This is a genomic window from Corynebacterium sp. H130 (assembly GCF_037572395.1).
GTDB lineage: Bacteria > Actinomycetota > Actinomycetes > Mycobacteriales > Mycobacteriaceae > Corynebacterium.
On record NZ_JBBHLA010000003.1, the window covers coordinates 300231 to 321691 of the forward strand.

At 60.4% G+C, this 21461-nt stretch carries 14 protein-coding genes; 10 read left to right on the forward strand and 4 right to left on the reverse strand.

What is annotated here, in order from left to right; genetic code table 11:
• Positions 1 to 37: 37 nt before the first annotated feature.
• From WG939_RS07710 to WG939_RS07755, 10 genes are all read left to right on the forward strand, one after another.
• Entirely contained in the window at positions 38 to 1999 is a 1962-nt protein-coding gene (locus WG939_RS07710) for a glycosyltransferase (protein ID WP_339984359.1), read from the forward strand.
• A complete protein-coding gene (locus WG939_RS07715) occupies positions 1992 to 2492 on the forward strand; it encodes a phosphatase PAP2 family protein (protein ID WP_339984361.1) in 501 nt (166 codons plus the stop codon). Before WG939_RS07710 ends, WG939_RS07715 begins: the two co-directional genes overlap by 8 nt.
• The gene (locus WG939_RS07720) at positions 2489 to 3466 is read left to right on the forward strand and encodes a decaprenyl-phosphate phosphoribosyltransferase (protein WP_339984363.1); all 978 of its coding nucleotides are present in this window, start codon (positions 2489 to 2491) and stop codon (positions 3464 to 3466) included. The genes WG939_RS07715 and WG939_RS07720 overlap by 4 nt, the downstream gene beginning before the upstream one ends.
• Before the next feature lie 67 nt (positions 3467 to 3533).
• Entirely contained in the window at positions 3534 to 4568 is a 1035-nt protein-coding gene (locus WG939_RS07725) for an alpha/beta hydrolase (RefSeq protein ID WP_339984365.1), read from the forward strand.
• A 390-nt stretch (positions 4569 to 4958) separates the two neighbouring features.
• Positions 4959 to 6899 carry an alpha/beta hydrolase-fold protein gene (locus tag WG939_RS07730; protein ID WP_339984367.1) on the forward strand — a complete coding sequence of 647 codons (1941 nt, stop codon included), beginning with the start codon at positions 4959 to 4961 and terminating at the stop codon, positions 6897 to 6899.
• Entirely contained in the window at positions 6900 to 7385 is a 486-nt protein-coding gene (locus WG939_RS07735) for a DUF732 domain-containing protein (RefSeq protein ID WP_339984369.1), read from the forward strand.
• Between the two features lie 3 nt (positions 7386 to 7388).
• Positions 7389 to 8294 (forward strand): cutinase family protein, encoded by a 906-nt coding sequence (locus tag WG939_RS07740; RefSeq protein WP_339984371.1) that lies wholly within the window; start codon positions 7389 to 7391, stop codon positions 8292 to 8294.
• Positions 8295 to 8430: 136 nt separating this feature from the next.
• The gene (locus tag WG939_RS07745; RefSeq protein WP_339984373.1) at positions 8431 to 10266 is read left to right on the forward strand and encodes a FadD32-like long-chain-fatty-acid--AMP ligase; all 1836 of its coding nucleotides are present in this window, start codon (positions 8431 to 8433) and stop codon (positions 10264 to 10266) included.
• Positions 10267 to 10391: 125 nt separating this feature from the next.
• Entirely contained in the window at positions 10392 to 15134 is a 4743-nt protein-coding gene (locus tag WG939_RS07750) for an alpha/beta fold hydrolase (protein WP_339984375.1), read from the forward strand.
• 19 nt (positions 15135 to 15153) lie between these two features.
• Complete coding sequence (locus WG939_RS07755) at positions 15154 to 16707, forward strand: acyl-CoA carboxylase subunit beta (protein ID WP_339984377.1); 1554 nt, start codon at positions 15154 to 15156, stop codon at positions 16705 to 16707.
• 481 nt (positions 16708 to 17188) lie between these two features.
• On the opposite strand, the gene WG939_RS07760 is transcribed toward WG939_RS07755, so the two are convergent.
• The 4 genes from WG939_RS07760 to WG939_RS07775 are packed head-to-tail and all read right to left on the reverse strand — an operon-like array spanning position 17189 to position 21452.
• The gene (locus WG939_RS07760) at positions 17189 to 17539 is read right to left on the reverse strand and encodes a DUF3054 domain-containing protein (RefSeq protein WP_339984380.1); all 351 of its coding nucleotides are present in this window, start codon (positions 17537 to 17539) and stop codon (positions 17189 to 17191) included.
• Positions 17536 to 18513, reverse strand: coding sequence for a lysylphosphatidylglycerol synthase transmembrane domain-containing protein (locus WG939_RS07765; protein WP_339984382.1), 978 nt, complete (start codon positions 18511 to 18513; stop codon positions 17536 to 17538). The genes WG939_RS07760 and WG939_RS07765 overlap by 4 nt, the downstream gene beginning before the upstream one ends.
• Complete coding sequence (locus tag WG939_RS07770) at positions 18513 to 20765, reverse strand: MMPL family transporter (protein ID WP_339984384.1); 2253 nt, start codon at positions 20763 to 20765, stop codon at positions 18513 to 18515. Before WG939_RS07770 ends, WG939_RS07765 begins: the two co-directional genes overlap by 1 nt.
• A gap of 30 nt (positions 20766 to 20795) precedes the next feature.
• The gene (locus tag WG939_RS07775) at positions 20796 to 21452 is read right to left on the reverse strand and encodes an NYN domain-containing protein (RefSeq protein WP_445227891.1); all 657 of its coding nucleotides are present in this window, start codon (positions 21450 to 21452) and stop codon (positions 20796 to 20798) included.
• Positions 21453 to 21461: the final 9 nt, after the last annotated feature.

Consider the following 21461-nt stretch of genomic DNA (forward strand, 5'->3'; position numbering starts at 1 on the left):
TACGCTGGAAGTCACCAAAAACGTAGAAAGGCTGGAGATGAGCGAGAGCAAAGCAGTAGAGCAATTGCAGCGGGTCCTGCTTCCACGACGTGGTGAGCCACAAGACGTGCGGACCCTGTACTTGCTGGAAGCTGAGCAAAACAAGGAGCGTGCGACCTGGAATGATCGCTACTCTCTGAGCATTCCAGCCGGAGCTGAAATCTCCTTCCAAACCTATTTCAACGCCTTTGCTGCCAGCTACTGGCGCCGCTGGTCGCAGCTGGATTCTGTGATCTTGAAGGTCGAGCTGGAAGGCGAAGCCCGCGTCGACATTTACCGCTCCAAGATCGACGGTTCCCGCATCGCGGTTGAAGGCGACCTCATCAAGGGCACCGGCGAGTTCGAGATTTCCCTCGCCCCATTCGAAGACGGCGGTTGGATCTGGTTCGACATCACCGCCGAAACTGACACCGTGATCAAGAAGGCCGGCTGGTGGGCGCCAGTCGCACCTGGTCGACAGACCATGCCTAACGGCGAGCAGGTCGGCCCATTCGACAAGCGCGTGACCGTCGGCATCCCGACCTTCAACCGCCCCGTCGACGCGGTCAAGGCTCTGGAAGCACTGGCCGAGGACCCAGAGGTCGACGCGGTCATCGATACCGTCATCATGCCTGACCAGGGCAACAAGCACCCCGCTGACGAACCAGGCTACGAAGCTGCCACCAAGCACTTCGGCGATCGCTTCTTTGAGTTCCGCCAGGGCAACCTCGGCGGTTCCGGCGGCTACTCCCGCATCATGTTCGAAGCCCTCGGTGGCGTTGATGGCACTGGCGACGCAGGCGCCAAGAAGTCTCCATACATCCTGTACATGGACGATGACATTGCCATCGAACCGGATTCCATCCTCCGCGCGCTGCAAGCAGCCCGCTACGCAAAGTCCCCAATCCTGGTCGGTGGCCAGATGCTGAACCTGCAGGAGCGCAGCCACTTGCACTCGATGGGTGAGGTTGTCGGTCGCCATGACTTCATGTGGACCTCCGCACCATACGTGCACTACGACCACGACTTTGCCAAGTACCCACTGTCTGACCGTGGCAACCCTGGGGACAAGCCAGGCACCCGCAACTCCTGCGACCTACACCGTCGCATCGACGTGGACTACAACGGCTGGTGGATGACGATGATCCCGCGCGTCGTCGCAGAGGAAATCGGTCAGCCACTGCCGCTGTTCATCAAGTGGGACGACGCTGAGTTCGGCCTGCGCGCCGGCGATCATGGCTTCCCGACGGCCACCTGGCCAGGCATCGCGATCTGGCACATGGCCTGGTCTGACAAGGATGACGCCATCGACTGGCAGGCCTACTTCCACCTGCGCAACCGCCTCATCGTGGCGGCCCTGCAGCACACTGGCCCAGTGGACGGCATCATCAAGTCGATGCAGAAGGCGACGATCAAGCACCTCGTCTGCATGGAGTACTCCACGGTTGCTATCCAGAATGAAGCCATGAAGGACTTCCTGGCTGGACCTGATCGCCTCTTCGACATCCTGGAAAGCGCCCTGCCACGCATCAATGCAATCCGTAAGACCTACTCGGACGCCGTGGTGATGCCAACGGCAGCCGATCTGCCGAAGCCTTCTGGCGCGCCGGGCGTTCCGATCAACGACATCGGCGGCCGCTTGGCAAAGCCAAAGAAGGCTGTGTGGGCTCTCAAGGGCCTCATCCACACGCTGCAGAAGGAAGACAAGCGTCACCACGAGGTGCCACAGGCCAACCTGGCACCGATCAATGCCCGTTGGTTCTCGCTGTCCCGCATGGATGGCGCCACCGTCACGACCTCCGATGGTCGGGGAGTGGTGTACCGCAAGCGTGACCGTGACCAGGCCAAGGAGCTGCTCATGGAGTCCCGCCGCCTGCAGAAGGAAGTGGCAGAGCGCTTCCAGGAAATGCAGGGCAAGTACCGCGCTGCGCACAAGACGTTGACCAGCCGTGAGGCATGGGGAGAAATCTTTAATGACTAATGAATCCGATGTCCTGGTTGCCATCCAGGATCGGCTGTACAAGGAGCCGTACACCCAGGTAGCGCGCGGGATGAGCCTGTTTGGTGAGCATGCTGCGGGTTGGCTTGGGATGGGTGTGCTTGGCATGGCCGTCGATAAGCCACGGCGCCGGCAGTGGGCCGCGTTGACTGCATCCGCGTTCACCAGCCACGCTGCGTCCGTCGTGATCAAGCGCATCGTGCGACGTCCACGCCCGACTGACCCGCGCATTCAGATCGGCGTGGGAACTCCGAGTAAGCTGAGTTTCCCGTCGTCGCATGCGACGTCCACCACCGCGGCTCTCACCTCTCTGGCGATGTTGACTAGGTCACCACTGCCACTTGTTGGCGTGCCAGCAATGATGCTGTCGCGTATGGTTTTGGGGGTTCATTACCCAACGGACGTTGCGGCCGGCGCCATCCTCGGCGCATCGACTGCGCTGATCGCGGACAAGCTGGAAAAGAGGAATGCATGAGCAAGGAGCAGCGCTTCGGCGACTCGGAGCCGCACACCGAGGGCATCGACACGATGAAGAAGCGCCAGCCGCCGAAGAACCTCGCCGACGGCATGGTCAAGGCGCTGCGCCCCAAGCAGTGGGTCAAAAACGTGCTCGTGGTCGCCGCACCTCTCGCGGCCGGCACTGAGACTTTGTTCAACCAACGCACGCTTATCGACGTTGCTTTCGCCTTCATCGCGTTCTGCATGGCTGCATCCTCGATCTACCTAATCAACGACGCCCGTGACGTCGAGGCTGACCGCGCTCACCCAACCAAGCGATTCCGCCCGATCGCCGCTGGTGTCCTGCCGGTGGGCCTGGCCTACTGCATGGCTGTTTTCCTCATGATCGCGGCCCTTGGTGTGTCCTTCCTGGCGACGTCCGGTAGTTCACTTGCCATCGTTGTGGCTATCTATATTGCGCTGCAGCTTGGCTACTGCTTCGGTTGGAAGCATCAGCCGGTCATCGACATTGCGCTGGTGTCCTCTGGATTCATGCTGCGCACCATGGCCGGTGGTGTGGCTGCCGGAATCGTGCTTTCCCAGTGGTTCCTGCTGGTCGCGGCGTTCGGTTCGCTGTTCATGGCCTCGGGCAAGCGCTACGCCGAAATCCTTCTTGCCGAGCGCACGGGCGCAAAGATCCGTAAGTCGCTGGAGGGCTACACCCCGACGTACCTGCGTTTCGTATGGACACTGTCTGCCACTGCCGTGGTCATGTCCTACGCGCTGTGGGGCTTTGACATGGGACATGCATCCGAATCTGTTGCCGCAATTTGGTACCAGGTTTCGATGGTCCCATTCACCATCGCGATCCTGCGCTTTGCAGCCGATGTTGACCGTGGCGATGGCGGTGCCCCCGATGAACTTGCGCTCACCGATAGAACATTACAAGCCCTCGCTGTCCTGTGGATTCTCTGCATTGTAATGGCTGTGTATGTTTCCCCGATGTTATAACTGCTTGCCAAGTTATTGATTTGGTGTAGGTTTAATAACGATCAAATAGGAACGCGCGAGGAGAGTTATGTCAGTTGCACAGCGTTTGCGCAATGTTGGACGGAAAGTCACTTCGGTAGCACTTGCCGCCGTCACCGCTGCAGGTCTGGCCGTTGCCGGTTCCGGAGTTGCCCACGCAGATAACCGCGACTGGCTGCGTCCAGACGCAACCGGCACCTGCGACTGGGACCCAGCGATGTACTGGGTACAGCGCTGCGATGTCTGGTCCGAGGCGATGGGTCGCTCCATCCCAGTCCTGATTCAGCCAGCCCAGCGTGGTGGCGACGCAGGTTTCTACCTGCTCGACGGCATGCGTGCCGACGACAACCAGACCGGTTGGACCAAGTTTGCTAACGCCCCAGAGGCATATGTTGATTCCAACATCACCCTCATCATGCCAGTCGGTGGCGCGGGCTCCTTCTACTCTGACTGGGATCAGCCAGCTCTGATCTCCTCCGGTTCCTCTGCACAGCAGGTGAACTACAAGTGGGAGACCTTCCTTACCAACGAGCTCCCTGGCTACCTGCAGGCACACTTCGGTGTGAACCCAACCCGCAACTCCATCGCGGGTCTGTCCATGGGCGGCACCGCTGCACTGAACCTGGCTGCACGTCACCCAGGCCAGTTCCAGCAGGCAATGTCCTGGTCCGGCTACCTGCACACCACCGCTCCAGGTATGCAGACCCTGCTCCGCGCAGCGCTGATTGACTCTGGCGGATTCAACCTCAACGCAATGTACGGCTCCACCCTGAGCCCACGTCGCTTCGAGAACGACCCATACCACAACCTCGAAGGCCTGCGCGGCAAGGATGTCTACATCTCCGCAGCTAGCGGCAACTGGACCGAGGCTGACATGAACCTCGCTCTCAACGACCGCATCATGGGTTGGGGCCTCGAGGCACTGTCCTCCATGTCCACCCAGGAGTGGGAGCGCAAGGCACGCAGCATGGGCCTCAACGTTACCGCTGACTACCAGCCTGAAGGCATCCACCGCTGGGGCATCTGGAACGAGCAGATGTGGAAGACCCGCGACCGCGTTCTCAATCACATGAACGCCTGGTAATTAATACCTCCTGAAAGCCCCACCTGATGGTGGGGCTTTTTCTTTTTCTCTTCGCGAGGACGATAATCCCCGTTAGATAATGGCCACTTCAAAAGTGCTACAGGCCCAATATCTAACGGGGATTATCGCCCTCGCGTCAAACCACGCCGAAAACCAAATTCACACCAATCACATGGCGAACAATGTAAACAAAATAACCACTAGCCCCTGGTGTGTCACTGCCAGAAAAGTCTAAAGTTGTACTTAAACTTGAGTCCAACCTATTGGGCACGTGTGCCCACAGGCGGCAAAACTTAACAAACTAGGCGTCACGCCTTCCGGAAGCGGGGAACTTTCGGAAACTGTGGCCCGCAGAACAACAGCTGAAACACGACTATTTAAGGACTTTTCATGCGTGAAACTCGCTCTGCTCGGCGACGTTCCTTCCGCCATGTCCTCGCGGCCGTGCCGGTCACATTGGCACTGGTAGCGGGAATGGCATCCCCGGCTCTCGCTCAACTGAATTCTTCTGGATCCTCAGGTTTCCCTGGTGGCACCGGCGCTTCTGATTACCTGGATCCTGGTGAGGTGCCACAGCGCACCCCGATCAAGACTGACTACCCAAAGATCGAGGGCCTGCCAGCAGGTGTGTCTGTCGATCGCGTTGAGTGGATCACTGATCGTCGTGTGGCTGTGTTTATTAAGTCTGCCGCTATGCCTGAGCAGCTGATGCAGGTTCAGATCCTGCTTGCTCGTGACTGGCACTCCAACCCGGAGAAGAAGTTCCCTGAGGTGTGGGCCCTTGATGGTCTGCGCGCTGTGGATACGGAGAGTGGTTGGACCATTCATACCAATATTGAGCAGTTCTACGCTGACAAGAATGTCAACGTGATCATGCCGATTGGTGGCGAGGCTTCCTTCTACACCGACTGGGAAGGCCCTGCGAAGGACAAGAACTACAAGTGGGAGTCCTTCCTCCTGAACGAGCTGCCTGCAGTGCTTAAGAATGGTTACCGTTCCAATGAGCAGCGCGCAATCGTTGGCCTGTCCATGGGTGGCACCGCCGCGATCAACTTGGCGTCCCACCGCCCGGACATGTTCAACTTTGCTGGTTCCTTCTCGGGTTACCTGGACACCACCTCTCCTGGTATGCCTGAGATGCTTCGTGGCGCGCTGATTGAGGGTGGCGGATACGAGCTCGACAACATGTGGGGCAAGCCGGTGAACCAGCGTTGGATCGACAATGATCCAAAGCTTGGTCTGGAAGCTCTCAAGGGCAAGACCGTCTACGTTTCTGCAGGTTCGGGACGCGATGACTTTGGTGAGCCAGGCTCCGTCGCGACGGGCCCAGCTAACGAGGCCGGCAAGGGCCTCGAGGTCGTATCTCGCATGACCACCCAGACTTTCGTTGACCGCGCTAAGCAGGCCAACCTTCCGGTCGTGGCGCAGTTCCGCCCATCCGGCGTCCACAACTGGCCATACTGGCAGTTTGAGATGTCCCAGGCGTGGCCTTACATCGCAGACTCCTTGGGCGTGAAGCCTGAGGATCGCGGCGCAGAGTGCACTACTGTGGGTGCCATCGCTGAGCTGACTAAGGGTGGCCAGTGGGGTGCTTGCCTGAACAATGAATACGACGTCAAGGGTGGCAAGGCTCAGGACTTCCGTGCTGGTCGCGCATACTGGTCTGCTGAGACGGGTGCTCACATGCTCATCGGCCGCATTGGCGCCCGCTACACCGAAATGGGCGGAACGGACTCCTGGCTCGGCTTCCCGCTGACCAATGAAATGCAGACTCCGGATGGCAAGGGTCGCTTCGTCCACTTCCAGAACGGTTCCATCTACTGGACTCATGAGACTGACGCCGTAGAGGTGCCACGCGACATGGTCGATGCGTGGGGTCGCCAGGGCTACGAAACTGGCGCCATGGGCTACCCAGTAGACGTGCCGAAGGAAGTGAACGGCAGCCTGGTCCAGCAGTTCCAGGGTGGCTACACTGTCCGCAATTCCAAGCAGGAAACCTTCTTTGTGAAGGGCAAGATCGCTGAGCACTACGGTCAGCTCAAGACGGCATCCTCTCGCCTGGGCGCCCCAACTTCTGACGAGTTCTCCATCCCGGGTGGCGCACTGCAGAACTTCGAGCATGGCACCATGTACTGGTCCGCAGCCACGGGCGCGCACTTCATCCTGAATGGTGACATCCGTGATGCTTGGGGCAAGTCCGGTTGGGAGAATGGCCCATTTGGTTGGCCGGTTGAGGATCAGACTGCGATCCCTGCCGGTGGCGAACAGATGAAGTTCCAGCATGGCATCATCAAGCAGGTTAATGGTCGAATCGTGGAGGAGCGCTTCTAAATGCGAAATACCGTATCAGCCATCGCCATCGTCGCTACCGCTTTAGTGTTGGGCGGCTGTGGTGGTGGCGCGACGGTAGACAATGGGCAGGCAGCCCCTTCGTCGGTTGCTCCGCTGACCAAAACCTCGAAGACGGACCAGGTGACGTCGACAAGCCAGCCGACGCCGACACCACGCGCGGGCGGTGGAGCAGCAGCGCCCGGACCGCAGGACGGCGCCGTGCAGGAAGTTAGCGCGTTGCCGAGCGCACCGGCTCGACCTGAGAAGGAACAGCGGTTGCTGGAGGAGCTGAAGCAGCAAGGAATTAACGTCGATGGCGTCGAGGATCAAATGGTCAGCGTCGCCGGGGGCGTGTGCCATTCCGGAGAGAAGAACGACACCGTTGGCGCGGTATCGGGCCAGCTCATTGAGCAAAAGCGCACCGATAAGAAGTTTGAAGATATCCGGGGCATCCTTGTCAAAACTGCCAAAGAAGCGTATTGCTAGTTCATGCGAAAAATTCTGACGATCGTTGCAACCCTCGTCCTCCTCATCGTGGTGGGCGCCGGGGTTGTCAATTGGATGAACAGTGGTGGCCACAAGCCGTTGCCGGAGCCAACCACGGCTGCACCACAACAGCCTGATTGGTGCCCAAAGGTTGAGGTTGTTGCAGCTCCGGGTACGTGGGAGTCGGCACCGAACGATGACCCGATCAATCCGACGTTCAATCCGCATTCCTTCATGCTGACCGTCACGAAGCCGCTGCAGCAGCGCTACACCCCGGACGATGTGAAGGTGTGGACGCTGCCGTACACGGCCCAGTTCAAGAACGTCAACGCCATGCACGAGATGAGCTATGACCAGTCTCGTCAGGAAGGCACCTCCAAGCTGGAGGGCGAACTTCGCATGATGCACGCTGACTGCCCAGCTACCGATTTCATACTCATCGGCTTTTCCCAGGGTGCGGTCATCGTCGGTGACATCGCGAACCAGATTGGCGCCGGGCAGGGCGTCATTCCGGCTGAGCGAGTTCGCGGCGTGGCCGTCATTGCGGATGGTCGACGCGAGCCGGGCGTCGGTGTCGCGCAGGGCAATCCAGTTAGCGGTGTGGGTGCGGAAGTGTCCCTCGAGCTGCTGAATCCGCTCACTCAGGCGATCATGCCGGGCGCTACCATGCGTGGCCCGCGTGCCGGTGGCTTCGGTTCGCTCCAGGACAAGGTCATGGACATCTGCGCGCCGGATGATCACATCTGCGACGCCCCACTTGGCGTCGGTAACGCCGTCAGCCGTGCACAGGCGCTCATTGCCGCCAACGCCGTGCACGCGCAGTACGCTACGAACCCGAATGTCTTCCCGGGGTCGACCACAACGCAGTGGCTCATCGACTGGTCCGCAGGGCTTATCGACGCCCGCTAGCGAGCTTTCAGGCAGGCCGTTCGCGGTCTGCCTTTAAAATTTTCCAGGAAACGCAAGCAAAATAGTTTTGTATTGCTAAATAATCTGGGTAAGGTAGCTGCAACGCTTCTTTACAAGGATCACAAAAGGAAAACCCATGGATATTAATGCAGCAATGGGCCGCTTCTTCGACGAAGCCGGCAATGTCGTCCTGCCTCCAGAGTTCACCCTGGCCGCCATGTGCGAGCTGATGTACCAGGCAGACGCTGCCGCTGGCGGTAAGGACCGCGAGGTTTTGCGATTCTGGGACTATTCCGAGTCTCGTGAGGGCAAGCTGGTCTCCTTTACTCGCGAGCAGGTCAATACCCGCATCAAGGCTGTCGCGGCTCGCCTGCAGCAGACCGGCCAAATGGGCGATCGTGTCGCCATTCTGGCTGGAAACAGCCCGGAATACATCTTTTCCTTCCTTGGCGCCATGTACGCCGGCATGGTCCCTGTTCCGCTCTACGACCCAGCCGAGCCTGGGCACACGGGCCACCTGACGGCCGTCATTGGCGATTCGAACCCGAAGTTCGCCCTGACCAACTCCGCGAGCGCTTCCGCAACCCGCAAGTTCTTCGCTTCCGTTCCTGCGGCTGAGCGTCCGCGCATTCTCTCCGTGGATTCCTTGCCGGACTCCACTGCAGAAGCTTTTGTGAATCCTTTGACCAACCCAGAGGTGCTGGCAAAACTCAAGGAATCCAAGGTTGCCCCGGTCGATTCCGTCGCCTTCCTGCAGTACACCTCGGGTTCTACCCGCACCCCAGCTGGTGTGGTGCTCACGCAGCGCAACATCATGACCAATGTGCTGCAGATTTTCCGCGCAGCGCAGCTCAAGCACCCAATGCGCCTGGCGCTGTGGATTCCGCTGCACCATGACATGGGCATGATCCTGTCCGCCTTCGTCACGATCCTCGGCGTCGGCCTGGATCTCATGCGCCCACGCGACTTCCTGCAGCGCCCATCCCGCTGGATTGAGCAGCTGAACCGTCGTGAAGGCGATGCGAACATCTACACCGTGGTGCCGAACTTCGCTATGGAGCTCGGCGCGCGCTATGGCATCCCTGAGGGCGTGGAGCTGGATCTTTCCGCTGTCGACGGCATCATCAACGGCTCGGAGCCGGTGTCCGAGGTGGCCGTGGAGTCCTTCCTGTCGACCTTCGAGCCACACGGCCTGAACCGGAAGGCGATCCGTCCGGGCTACGGTCTGGCGGAGGCCACCTTGCTCGTTGCGCTGCCACAGACGGAAAATCGTCCGATATTCAAGCACTTCGACCGCGAGGCTCTTGCTGAAGGTCGCGCCGTGGTGGTTGAGGAAGGAACCGCATTCGCCTCTGTTGGTGAGCCAATTGCCCCAATGCACATGATCCTGGTTGATCCGGAGACCCGCGAGGAAATCGAAGACGGCAAGATCGGCGAGTTCTGGTGCAACGGTGCCAACATGGCACAGGGCTACCTGGGCCGCGACGAAGAGACCGCCGCGACCTTCCATAACAAGCTGGCCAAGAAGCTGCCGGAAAACTCCCGCGCCGAAGGCGTCGCCGACGACGACATCTGGATGGCCACCGGCGACCTGGGCACCTTCATCGACGGTCAGATCTACCTCACTGGCCGTCTGAAGGACCTCATCGTCATCGCTGGACGCAACCACTACCCACAGGACATTGAGCACACCGTCCAGCAGGCCAGCGCCCATGTTCGACCAGATAGCGTCGCTGCCTTCGCGATTGAGGGCGAGGACGTCGAGAAGCTCGTGATCATCGCTGAGCGCGACATCAACCAGACCGAAGACGGCGACGCTGCGGCCATCGACGCGATCCGCGAGCAGGTCACCCAGCATCACGGTGTGAACCCGCATGACATTCGCATGGTTGCGCCTGATGCCATCAAGCGTTCTTCGAGCGGTAAGATTGCACGCAGGGTTGTGCGCAAGGCATACCTTGAAGAAAGCTAGTTTCCGCGTGTAACACTTTCACGTTTTTTAACGACTGCCTTGCAGAGGGCCCTTATCTCAGTCTCTCAGCTGAGTAAGGGCCATTGACTTTTGTCCGTATCTAGTAGAAGAGGTGAGCGACCGGCATGGAGTCCAGGCAGGGTAACGCCGAGATGACCGTTTCCGAGCTTCGCGAATGGTTGCGAAATTGGGTCGTGACGGCGACGGGACTGCCTGCGGAGGAAATCACCGACGACAAGTCCCTCCAGAACTTCGGCCTCAGCTCCCGCGACGTCGTCTTGCTCTCGGGCGAACTGGAGAACCTGCTCGGAATCCAGCTCGACGCCACCGTCGCCTACGAGTACCCAACCATCGGGGCTCTCGCCCAGCGCCTTATCGACGGCCCTCCGGCCGGCACCCAGCAGGCCAAGAAGCCTCGTTTCACCGCGCAGACCGGTGGGGCACACGACATTGCCGTGGTTGGCATGGCTGGTCGCTTCCCAGGAGCAGGCAATCTTGGTGAGTACTGGAACATGATCGTCTCTGGCACCGACGCTACGTCTGACCTTCCGGTTGGTCGTTGGTCGGAGTATTCCGCCGATGAAGTGATGACGCAGAAGATCGCCGAGAACAACGTTCGTGGCGGCTACATTCAGGACATCGCCACCTTCGACGCCGAGTTCTTCGGAATTTCCCCGGTGGAAGCTGCGAACATGGATCCGCAGCAGCGCTTCGCCCTGGAACTGACGTGGGAAGCGCTCGAAAGCGCACACATTCCAGCAAGCTCCCTCAAGGGCGAGGCCGTAGGCGTGTTCATCGGTTCCTCCAATGTTGACTACGGCATGATCATCACCGCCGACCCAGCAGAAGCGCACCCATACGCACTGACCGGCACGGCAAGCTCGATCATTCCGAACCGCGTCTCCTACGCCTTTGACTTCCGCGGACCATCCGTTTCCGTTGACACCGCCTGCTCCTCCTCCCTCGTGGCAGTCCACGACGCCGTGCGCGCACTGCGTTCCGGCGACGCTGACCTGGCCATCGCGGGTGGCGTGAACATCCTGGCGTCCCCATTTGTCTCCACTGCCTTCGGTGAGCTGGGCGTTATCAGCCCAACCGGCAAGATCCACGCCTTCTCCGATGACGCTGACGGATTCGTCCGCGCCGACGGCGCTGGACTGGTTGTCCTGAAGCGTGTCGAGGAAGCCATTGCCGACGGCGACAACATCATCGCCGTGATCAAGGGTTCCGCAGTGAACTCTGACGGTCACTCCAATGGCCTCACCGCGCCAAACCCAGAGGCTCAGGTTGATGTGCTCGAGCGCGCCTACGCAGACGCGGGCGTGGACCCACGCCAGGTTGACTACGTGGAAGCCCACGGCACCGGCACCATCCTCGGCGACCCAATCGAGGCAGCAGCCCTCGGTGCTGTCCTTGGCAAGGGCCGTGACATCGCAGAGCCAACCCTGCTCGGCTCCGTCAAGACCAACATCGGCCACTCAGAGTCCGCAGCAGGCGCAGCAGGCCTGCTCAAGGTCCTGCTCGCCATGCAGGAAAACGTGCTCCCGCCAAGCATCAACTTCGCAGGCCCGAACCGCTACATCGACTTCGACTCCGAGCACCTGGAAGTAGTGGAAGATCCACGCGAATGGCCGGAATATTCCGGCAAGAAGACCGCAGGCGTTTCCGGATTCGGCTTCGGTGGCACCAACGCGCACGTCGTAGTCCAGGAATTCGATCCGGCAGAGTACGAGGCTGCGCCGGCAGCGGAGAAGGAGTTGGACGGGGTCATCCTCCCTGTCAGCGGATTGCTGCCTAGTAGGCGTCGACAAGCTGCAGCGGACCTCGCTGACTTCCTTGAGGGCCGCAGCGACGACGACTTGGTCAAGGTCGCCCGCTCCCTCGCGCGCCGTAACCATGGTCGCTCCCGCGCAACGGTGGAAGCTGCCAACGTGGAAGAGGCAGTCAAGCGCCTGCGCCAGGTAGCTGAAGGCAAGAAGAGCATCGGTATCAATGCGGCCGACGCACCTGCCACCACCGGCCCAGTCTTTGTGTACTCGGGCTTTGGTTCGCAGCACCGCAAGATGGCCAAGGACATGCTCGAGCTGTCCCCACTGTTCAAGACTCGCCTGACCGAGCTGAACGAGATGATCGAGTTTGAGTCCGGCTGGTCCCTGCTCGACATCATCGCTGACGACGAACAGACCTACGACACGGAAACCGCGCAGGTCGCCATCACCGCAATCCAGATCGCACTGACCGACTACCTGGCCGCATTCGGCGCGAAGCCAGCAGCCGTGGTTGGCATGTCCATGGGCGAGATCGCCGCTGCCTACGCAGCCGGAGGCCTGTCCGCCAAGGACGCAATGCGCATCGCCTCCCACCGTTCCCGCCTGATGGGCGAGGGCGAGAAGTCCCTGCCGGAAGACCAGCTCGGTGCGATGGCCGTGGTGGAGTTTTCCGCTGAGGACCTGGAGGCGTTCATCGCTGAGCACCCTGAATACTCCGGCATTGAGCCAGCCGTGTACGCGGGCCCAGGCATGACCACCGTGGGTGGCCCTCGCGACGCCGTGCTCAAGCTGGTGGAATTCCTGGAAGGGGAGGGCAAGTTTGCCCGCGCCCTCAATGTCAAGGGCGCAGGCCACACCTCCGCTGTCGAGCCACTTCTTGGTGAGCTCGCCGCGGAAACCGCAGACATCGAGCCACGCCCAACCACGATCCCGCTGTTCAGCTCCGTGGACAAGAATGTTGTGTACCCAGCAGGTTCCGTCATTCACGATTCCGACTACTGGCTGCGCTGCACCCGCGGCAGCGTCTGGTTCCTCGAGGCGACCCAGCAGGCCTTCGCTGCAGGCCACACCATGCTCGTGGAAATTTCCCCGAACCCAGTGGCACTGATGGGCATGATGAACACCGCGTTCTCCGTTGGTGCTGGCGATTCGCAGCTGCTTTACGCTCTCAAGCGCAAGATTCCTGCTGCTGATTCGCTGCGCGATCTGCTGGCGAAGCTGTACGTGTCCGGCCAGGACATTGACTTTGACCTAGCCTACGGCGCAGGTGAGCGCCTGGATGCGCCGTCCATCACCTGGAAGCACCAGCGTTACTGGACCGCCGCACGCCCAAGCTCCTCCGGAAACGTTGGCATGCCGGGCCACAAGGTCACGCTGCCGGATGGCTCCGTTGCCTTCTCCACACTGGCCGAACTGGTGCCAAGCGCAGAGGCCCTCATGGACGCAGCCGTCGCCACGATGGGTGTGGACGCACAGCTCGTAGTATGCGAGGAAATTTCCCCGCTGCCACCAACGGGCGAAGTCACCACGATTGCCGGTAAGCACATCGGTGGCGTGAACCTGTCCGTGTACCGGAAGATGGGCGAGACGATGAGCCTCGTCGCCGAAGGTTTCGCATCCTCCCTGGTCACCCCAACCGCGGAGACCACCGCTGAGCCTAGGCGCGTAGCCGCCCCTGCCGTCACCGATGAAGTCACCATCGAATCGATGCACTGGGACCCAGCCTCCGGGGAAACCGTGGAGCAGCGCATGCGCACCATCGTCTCCGAGGCCATGGGCTACGACGTGGAAGACCTGCCACGTGAACTCCCACTCATCGATCTCGGCCTTGACTCCCTTATGGGCATGCGCATTAAGAACCGCATCGAACATGACTTCCAGATCCCTGAGCTGCAGGTTCAGGCACTTCGCGATGCCTCCGTGGCCGACGTCGTTACGCTGGTGGAGGACATGGTGGCTGGCCGGGACAGCGTAAAGAAGGAACCGGCCGTCGAAAAGCCTGCTGCAAAGAAGGGCGGCGTTGGAGTTGCACCGCGCGATGCGTCGGAACGCCTCGTCTTTGCCACCTGGGCAACGATCACCGGTGCTGCTGCCGCGGGCGTGACCTCCGAACTGCCGGAGCTCACTGGCACCCAAGCTCAGGACATCGCTGCGCGCCTGTCTGAGCGTTCTGGCGCCGTGATCACCGTGGACGATGTGCTGGCTGCGGAGACGCTGGAACCGCTGGCTAACCTGGTTCGCGAAGGCTTGGAGACCGAGGTAGAGGGCAACATTCGTGTGCTGCGCGCACGTCCGGAAGGCTCCACGCAACCAGCCGTGTTCATGTTCCACCCAGCCGGTGGCTCCTCTGTGGTATACCAGCCACTCATGCGCCGACTGCCTGCCGACGTCCCGGTGTACGGCGTTGAGCGCCTGGAAGGCCCACTGTCTGAGCGTGCTGCTGCCTACCTGGATGAGATCAAGCAGTACTCCGACGGGCTGCCAATCGTCCTCGGCGGTTGGAGCTTCGGTGGCGCCCTGGCCTACGAGGTAGCTAACCAGCTGCGCGACACGGACGTTGAGGTCGCGCTGGTAGCCCTGCTCGACACCGTGCAGCCTGCGGAAACTGTTCCGGATTCCCCAGAGGAGACCCGGGCACGCTGGGAGCGCTACCAGGCCTTTGCCAAGAAGACCTATGGCCTTGACTTCCCAGTTCCATTTGACCTGCTGGAGACCGCTGGCGAAGACGCACTGCTTGGCATGCTCGCTGAATTCCTGGCCACCACCGATGCTTCCGAGCATGGCCTTTCCGCAGGTGTACTGGAGCACCAGCGCGCGTCCTTCGTGGACAACCGCATTTTGGACAAGATCAAGTTTGAGGATTGGTCCGAGGTTTCGGTGCCGGTCATCCTGTTCCGCGCGGAACGGATGCACGATGGCGCGATTGAACTCGAGCCACGCTATGCCACAATTAAGGAAGATGGTGGCTGGTCGGCTATCGTGGAAGACCTAGAGATTATTCACTTGAATGGCGATCACCTGGCCGTGGTTGATGAGCCGGAAATCGCGACAGTTGGTGCAAACCTGACGCGTCGCATTGCGAAGCTCGCCAAGAAGTAGAAACGAGTAGCGTAGAAACGTGACTGGAAAGACGACTGCAGAGAAGCTTGCCGATCTTCGCGCGCGCCTGGAACAAGCAAAAGACCCAGGTAGCGAGCGGGCGCGAGCGAAGCGTGACGCCGCGGGCTTGTCGACGCCTCGCCAGCGCATCGACCGTCTTCTAGATCCCGGTTCCTTCGTTGAAATCGGCGCCCTCGGTCGCACTCCGGACGACCCGGAAGCGCCATACTCCGACGGTGTCGTCACCGGTTACGGCCGCATCGAAGGCCGACCAGTGGTCATCTACGCGCACGACAAGACCGTTTATGGCGGCTCAGTGGGCGAGACTTTCGGCCGCAAGGTCTGCGAGGTCATGGACATGGCTATTCGTGTTGGCTGCCCAGTCATCGGTATTCAGGATTCTGGTGGCGCCCGCATCCAGGACGCAGTTACCTCTCTGGCCATGTACTCCGAAATTGCGCGCCGCCAGCTGCCACTGTCTGGTCGTTCCCCTCAGATCTCCATCATGATGGGCAAGTCCGCAGGTGGCGCCGTATACGCCCCGGTGACCACGGACTTCGTTGTGGCCGTCGATGAGCGCGCTGAAATGTACGTGACCGGCCCTGCCGTGATCAAGGAAGTTACCGGCGAGGAAATCACCTCCGCCGAGCTCGGCGGTGCGCGCCAGCAGGAGCTCAACGGCAACGTGTCTTATGTGGCCCGCGACGAGGATGACGCCTTCAACTACGTCAAGGATCTCCTCGATCACCTGCCACTGACCTGCAATGATCCAGGCCCTGAGTTCTGGGCTCCGTCCGATGAGGTTGTTGCCTGCGACGAGCCACTCGACACGTTCATGCCGAACGACACCAACGCCGGCTACGACATGCACGACCTGCTGTCCAAGCTCTTCGACTCCGACGACTTCCTGGAAATCCAGCCGAACTTCGCGCAGAACTTGGTCGTTGGCTTCGCGCGCATCGACGGCAAGTCCGTGGGCGTCATCGCGAACCAGCCGCTCGTGTACGCGGGCTGCATCGACGCCGATGCCGCAGACAAGGGCGCACGTTTCATCCGCATTTGCGACGCCTACAACATCCCGCTCGTCTACGTTGTGGACACGCCTGGCTACCTTCCAGGTGTGGCGCAGGAGAAGGCCGGACTCATTCACCGCGGTGCGAAGTTCGCGTTCGCGCTGGTCGAAGCAACCGTGCCAAAGGTGTCCCTCATCGTGCGCAAGGCCTACGGCGGAGCCTATGCCGTCATGGGTTCCAAGAACTTGTCCGGCGACATCAACCTGGCCTGGCCGACCGCGCAGATCGCTGTGATGGGTGCTGCGGCAGCCGTGGTGATGATCCAGGGCAAGCAGCTCGCCAAGATCGAGGACGAGAACCAGCGCGCATACATGAAGAAGGTCTTCATGGACTTCTACGACGAGAACATGACCTCGCCATACGTTGCCGCTGAGCGTGGCTACATCGACGCCATGATCGAGCCGAATTCCACCAGGTTGGCGCTGCGCCAGGCCCTCCGACAGCTCTCCACCAAGAGTGAACGGGACCTGCCGAAGAAGCACACCATTATGCCGATGTAACATTGTCGTTACTTTCTACGACATTTAAAACGTTACTGAATTAAGGCTTCACCAAAGGAAAGGCATATTCGATGCTGAGCACCGTTTTTGACCTGGCAGGCGACATCGTCGGCTACTTCTTCATTGTCATGAACCAGATTCACGGTTTCTTCGGCTAACAGCCAATAAGATACCGGCGCCCCGGCTTCCACTTATGGAAGACGGGGCGTTTTGGTTTTGTTGAGCCAGGTGGATTCTAGGGTAAGTAAAGAAATGTGTGTCCGGGCGGCGTGTCGTCGGTCGGTTTGTGTCTTTAGCCGAGTTTAGGAACCAGAGTTTCGGAGCGGAAGCGGTCGATTTGCCCTCGGCCGGAGGGATTTCATCCCTAAACTCGGGTTCTTAAACTCGGGCTTCCGGGCTAAATCCTGAGGTCAACCCTGGCATTTAGGGATCGTTGCGACAAGTGCCCGACCGGAGACACATTGTGCTGCTCAATCAGGCTTTAGCGTCGAGAAGCCACCAGGCGAGCGATCAGTCGCCAACCAAGCAGCAACAGGCCCGACATGACGGTGGCGACGATGATGAAGGAGATGTGTGGGGTGCGGCCGTTGTTGGCAGCCCAAATGCCGAGGCCACTGACCACGGCGCAGGCCCAGACGATCACGCCGGAGGCCATCGACACACCTGTCATACCGCGCAAGCGGAAGTAGACCCAGGCGATCAGCACGCCGATGAGGAATGGCCAGTAGGTATCCAGAATGTTCACTACGGTGAACGGCTCTGACTTGTGTGCCATGCGGGCGAAGATGGCGAACGCCAGGATGGCGAGGGCGTCGAAAAAGAAGTGCTTCATGGTTTCTCCTTAAGTCCAACTAGATACACTACCCAGCCGATCGCGGTGGCGAGGATAAAGGAGATCATGCGGTAGACCAGCACTGCTGCCAGCGCGACGGACGCAGTGAGCCCAGCTGCCGTTAGGGAGGCCGTCAGGGCGGCTTCTAGGGGCCCGAGTCCGCCAGGGGTGATGCCTGTGGCCCCGACGATCTTCGCGGAGAGGAAAGAGAGCGTCACGCCGGGAATTGACGCCGTTCCACCAACTGCGAGCACAGCTGCCCACAACGTAGCCAGATCAAGCAACCGATTCAGCAAAGACCACAGGGCAACCGAACCGAAGCGGAAGAAGGACAGCTTTACCGCTTGCAATTGCCGAATTGAGCTCAGCACTGAATCCAGGCCACTGTCGGGCTCGCGTCGCAGCAAGCGATTGAAAAAGGGGAGCACGAGATTCGCGCAGCGCTCCAAAAAGTGTGGGTTGTTGGCCACCCAGTACACGAGGAAGACCAGCAGGATCAGGCTGCATCCCGTGGAGATCAATGACCAGATAGAAAAGGAAGCCCCGAGCAGGGCGACAGCGAGGAGGCCGAGGATGACGAGCCAGAGCGTCGATAAGGCGCCGGAGAGTACGACGAACCAGCCAATGACCATCACCGATGCCCCCCAGGCACGTTGCACCTTAAATTGCAGGACCGTGGACAGGGCGGGGCCACCGGGCAGGCTGTTGGACCATGAGTTGGAGGCGAGGACGAGGGCGAGGGCTGAGCGTCGTCGGACGGGTACGCCTGCCGCGCGGAGGAGCTCAGCCATGACTTCGCTCATCGCGACGAATGACAGGGCGCACAATGCGGTGGCGACGAGCACCCAGCCCCAGGAGGCGGAGCGAAGCGCGGAGACACCTTCTGCGATGAATCCGAGTTGGTCACGGAAGAAAAACACCACCGCCACAATCAAGATGACTGTGGCGGCGATGCGTAAATAACGGGACTTCATCAGTCTTCCCGGCTGAGGCGCTTCATCAGTTCACTGAAAGGCACGAGATTTTCGTCCATCTCCGGGGTGCGACCACTGCGGATAGGGGAGTCGGCAACCGTGACGCCCGGGAGGGCCGGCTCCGGGGACTTGCCGTGGCCCATGCGGTCGGAGAGGTTCTTCACCCACTGCGGCGCCCACCAGTTGTCCTCGCGGAGCAGGTGCATGACGGCAGGTACGAGCATCATGCGGATGATGGTGGCGTCAAAGAGCAGGGCGAAGATCATGCCGAATGCGATGTACTTCATCATCACGATCTCGGAGAACCCGAACGCGCCACAGACCACGATCATGATCAGGGCCGCGGCCGTGATAATCGAGCCGGTGTGGGCGGTGCCGTACACGATGGAGCGATCGGTGGACATGGAGCGCTTGCGGGCTTCCACCATGCGCGAAATGAGGAACACCTCGTAGTCCGTGGACAAGCCGTAGACGATCGCCATGATCAGCACGAGGACAGGGGACATCAGAGGCCCGGCGGTGAAGTCGAAGAGCGTTCCGCCCACACCGTCGACGAACATGCCCGTCAGGATGCCCAGGGTAGCGCCCAGGCCCAGCACGGTCATGATGACAGCCTTGGCTGGCAGAATCAGCGAGCCGAACACCAGCGCCATCAGCACGAACGTAGCGACGATGATGTACACCGCCATCCACGGCAGCTTCTCAAACAGCGCTTCAATGGATTCAACCTCCAGCGCCGGGGTGCCACCAATGTGCATCTCGACGCCCTCTGGCACCTCAATGGCGCGCAGCTGCTTCACGACGGCTTCGTTGTTACTCCGGTCGACGATGCCTGCGGCAAGCACCGTTGTGCCGTCCTTCGTGCCGTGAGAAGGCGAGAATCGGCCCGTGAGGCCCTCAACAGCGTTCGCCTGCTGGTAGATCTCCACCAGCTGGGCATTATCCGCTCCAGTGACCACCAGCTTGACTGGCTCGGTGCGGAAGCTCGGGAAGGCTTCATCGAACTTCGCCTGGGAGGCACGCACTTCGTTGGATGGTGGCAGGTAGGTCTCGTTGATGCCACCGAACTTCACACCAACCAGTGGGAAAGTAAGCGCGAGGAGCACGCCGACGATGCCCACGGTGATGAGCTTGGAGTGCTTGATGGACCATGCAGGGATGCGCGCCCACACGGTCTGTTCCCACTTGGACTCGTCCTTGGTGGTTTTACGGATCGACCATTTATCAATGTTCTTACCCAGCATGCCGAACAGCGCTGGGAGGACAGTGATCGACAGGAAAGCCGCCAAACCAACAGCGGAAATAGCACCATATGCGATGGACTTCAGGAACGCCTGCGGGAACACGAAAAGTCCGGACAGGGCCACCATCACCATGAACGCGGAGAACACCACCGTCTGGCCCGCCGTTGCCACCGTGGTAGCCACCGCAGGCTTAATGGCCTTCCCAAGCGCCATTTCCTCGCGGAAACGCGACACCATGAACAAGCCGTAGTCGATGGCAAGTCCCAGGCCGAGCAAGGTCACCACAGACTGGGCAAACACGTTCACCTGAGCAGTAGAGGCCAACACAGAAAGCACGCCAAGGGAACCAGCGATCGACAGCAGACCCACGATCAGCGGCATCGAGGCCGCTACCACCGAGCCGAAAACGAACAACAGCAGGATGGCGACAAGTGGCAAGGCGTAGAGCTCTGCACGCTTGATGTCGCCACCCATGCCGTCGTCAAGCGCGTCGGCAACAGCGGTCGCGCCGGCAACCTCGGCGGTGGCGCCACCGGGCAGTTCGGCGGGGAGGAGTTGCTCCTCGACGGCCCGGAATGACTTCAGGGTATCTTCGCCGTCGCCCTTGAGGCCGACCGCTGCGAACGCCATGCGGTGATCCGGGGTGATCAGCTGGGCATTGCGCTTATCAAAGTAGCTGGTGACGTGCGCAATGTGCTCTGGGTTGTTTTCCTGCAGCGTCTTCAGGTGGTTCTGCGCTGCGGTGAAAATGAACGGGTCATCGAGGTTCTTGCCCTCGGGGGCTTCGAACAGGATGATGACGTCACCGGAGTTGTCGCGCCCGAAGGTTTCCAGCTCAATCTGTGCTGCCTTGGTGGAGGAAGAATGAGGGTCGTCCCAACCTTCCTGGCTCATGCGGTCGCCGAGCTGGGTGCCCTGGAAGAAGAACAGGCCCAAAATGGCAGCGACGATGAGAATCGGAACCGTGATGCGGAACCGGTAGGCAATTTCGCCCCAACGATAGAACACGTGTGTTTCCTTTCGTGACCGAGCGTAAATTTAGCGCGAGGACAGTAGGGCAGACAGCGGGCGGAATGGCTGCAGCCAGGCACCTTCTGCAGGGAGATTGTCCAGGCTGATGCGTGGAAGTGGTTCGCGGAAGACCCCAGGGATTTCTTCTAGGTCCAGGAAGTCAATCGTGTCGTGGCCAACGGCCCAGGATGCGTGCTCGTGGAAGCCAATGACGGTGGCAGGAATGCCCTCGGATACGAGCTTTTCCAGCAGCTCCCGGAAGTTCTGGCCATCAGCGGACGCGACGACGACGCGCTTCAGCACGCCTTCGCTGAACCTGCGCTTGATGTGCTCCAGCATGTCGGGATCAACATCAGAGTCCTCGCCAACCTTTGGCTTGGCAAACACCGCAAAACCGACGTTGCGCAGGGCCTCAACCCATGGGCGCATGACATCGGCGCCGCCTTGCGGGACGTTGGTGAACACGGTTGCCTCTGGCTCGATGTGTTCGCCGATCTCTGCGCTGAGGCGCTGGCTTTGATCGAGGAGCCAGCGGCCGATGGCGTCGAAACGTGGGCGGTAGGCAGCGGTTGGGCGGCCACCGAGGATCGCGCCGAGTCCCATGTCGATGTTGGGGGCGTCCCACACGAGCAGCATGGATTGTGGCGCCTCGGTGGTTGGAGACGTGCTGGAGTAGTTGTGCATGAATTCGTG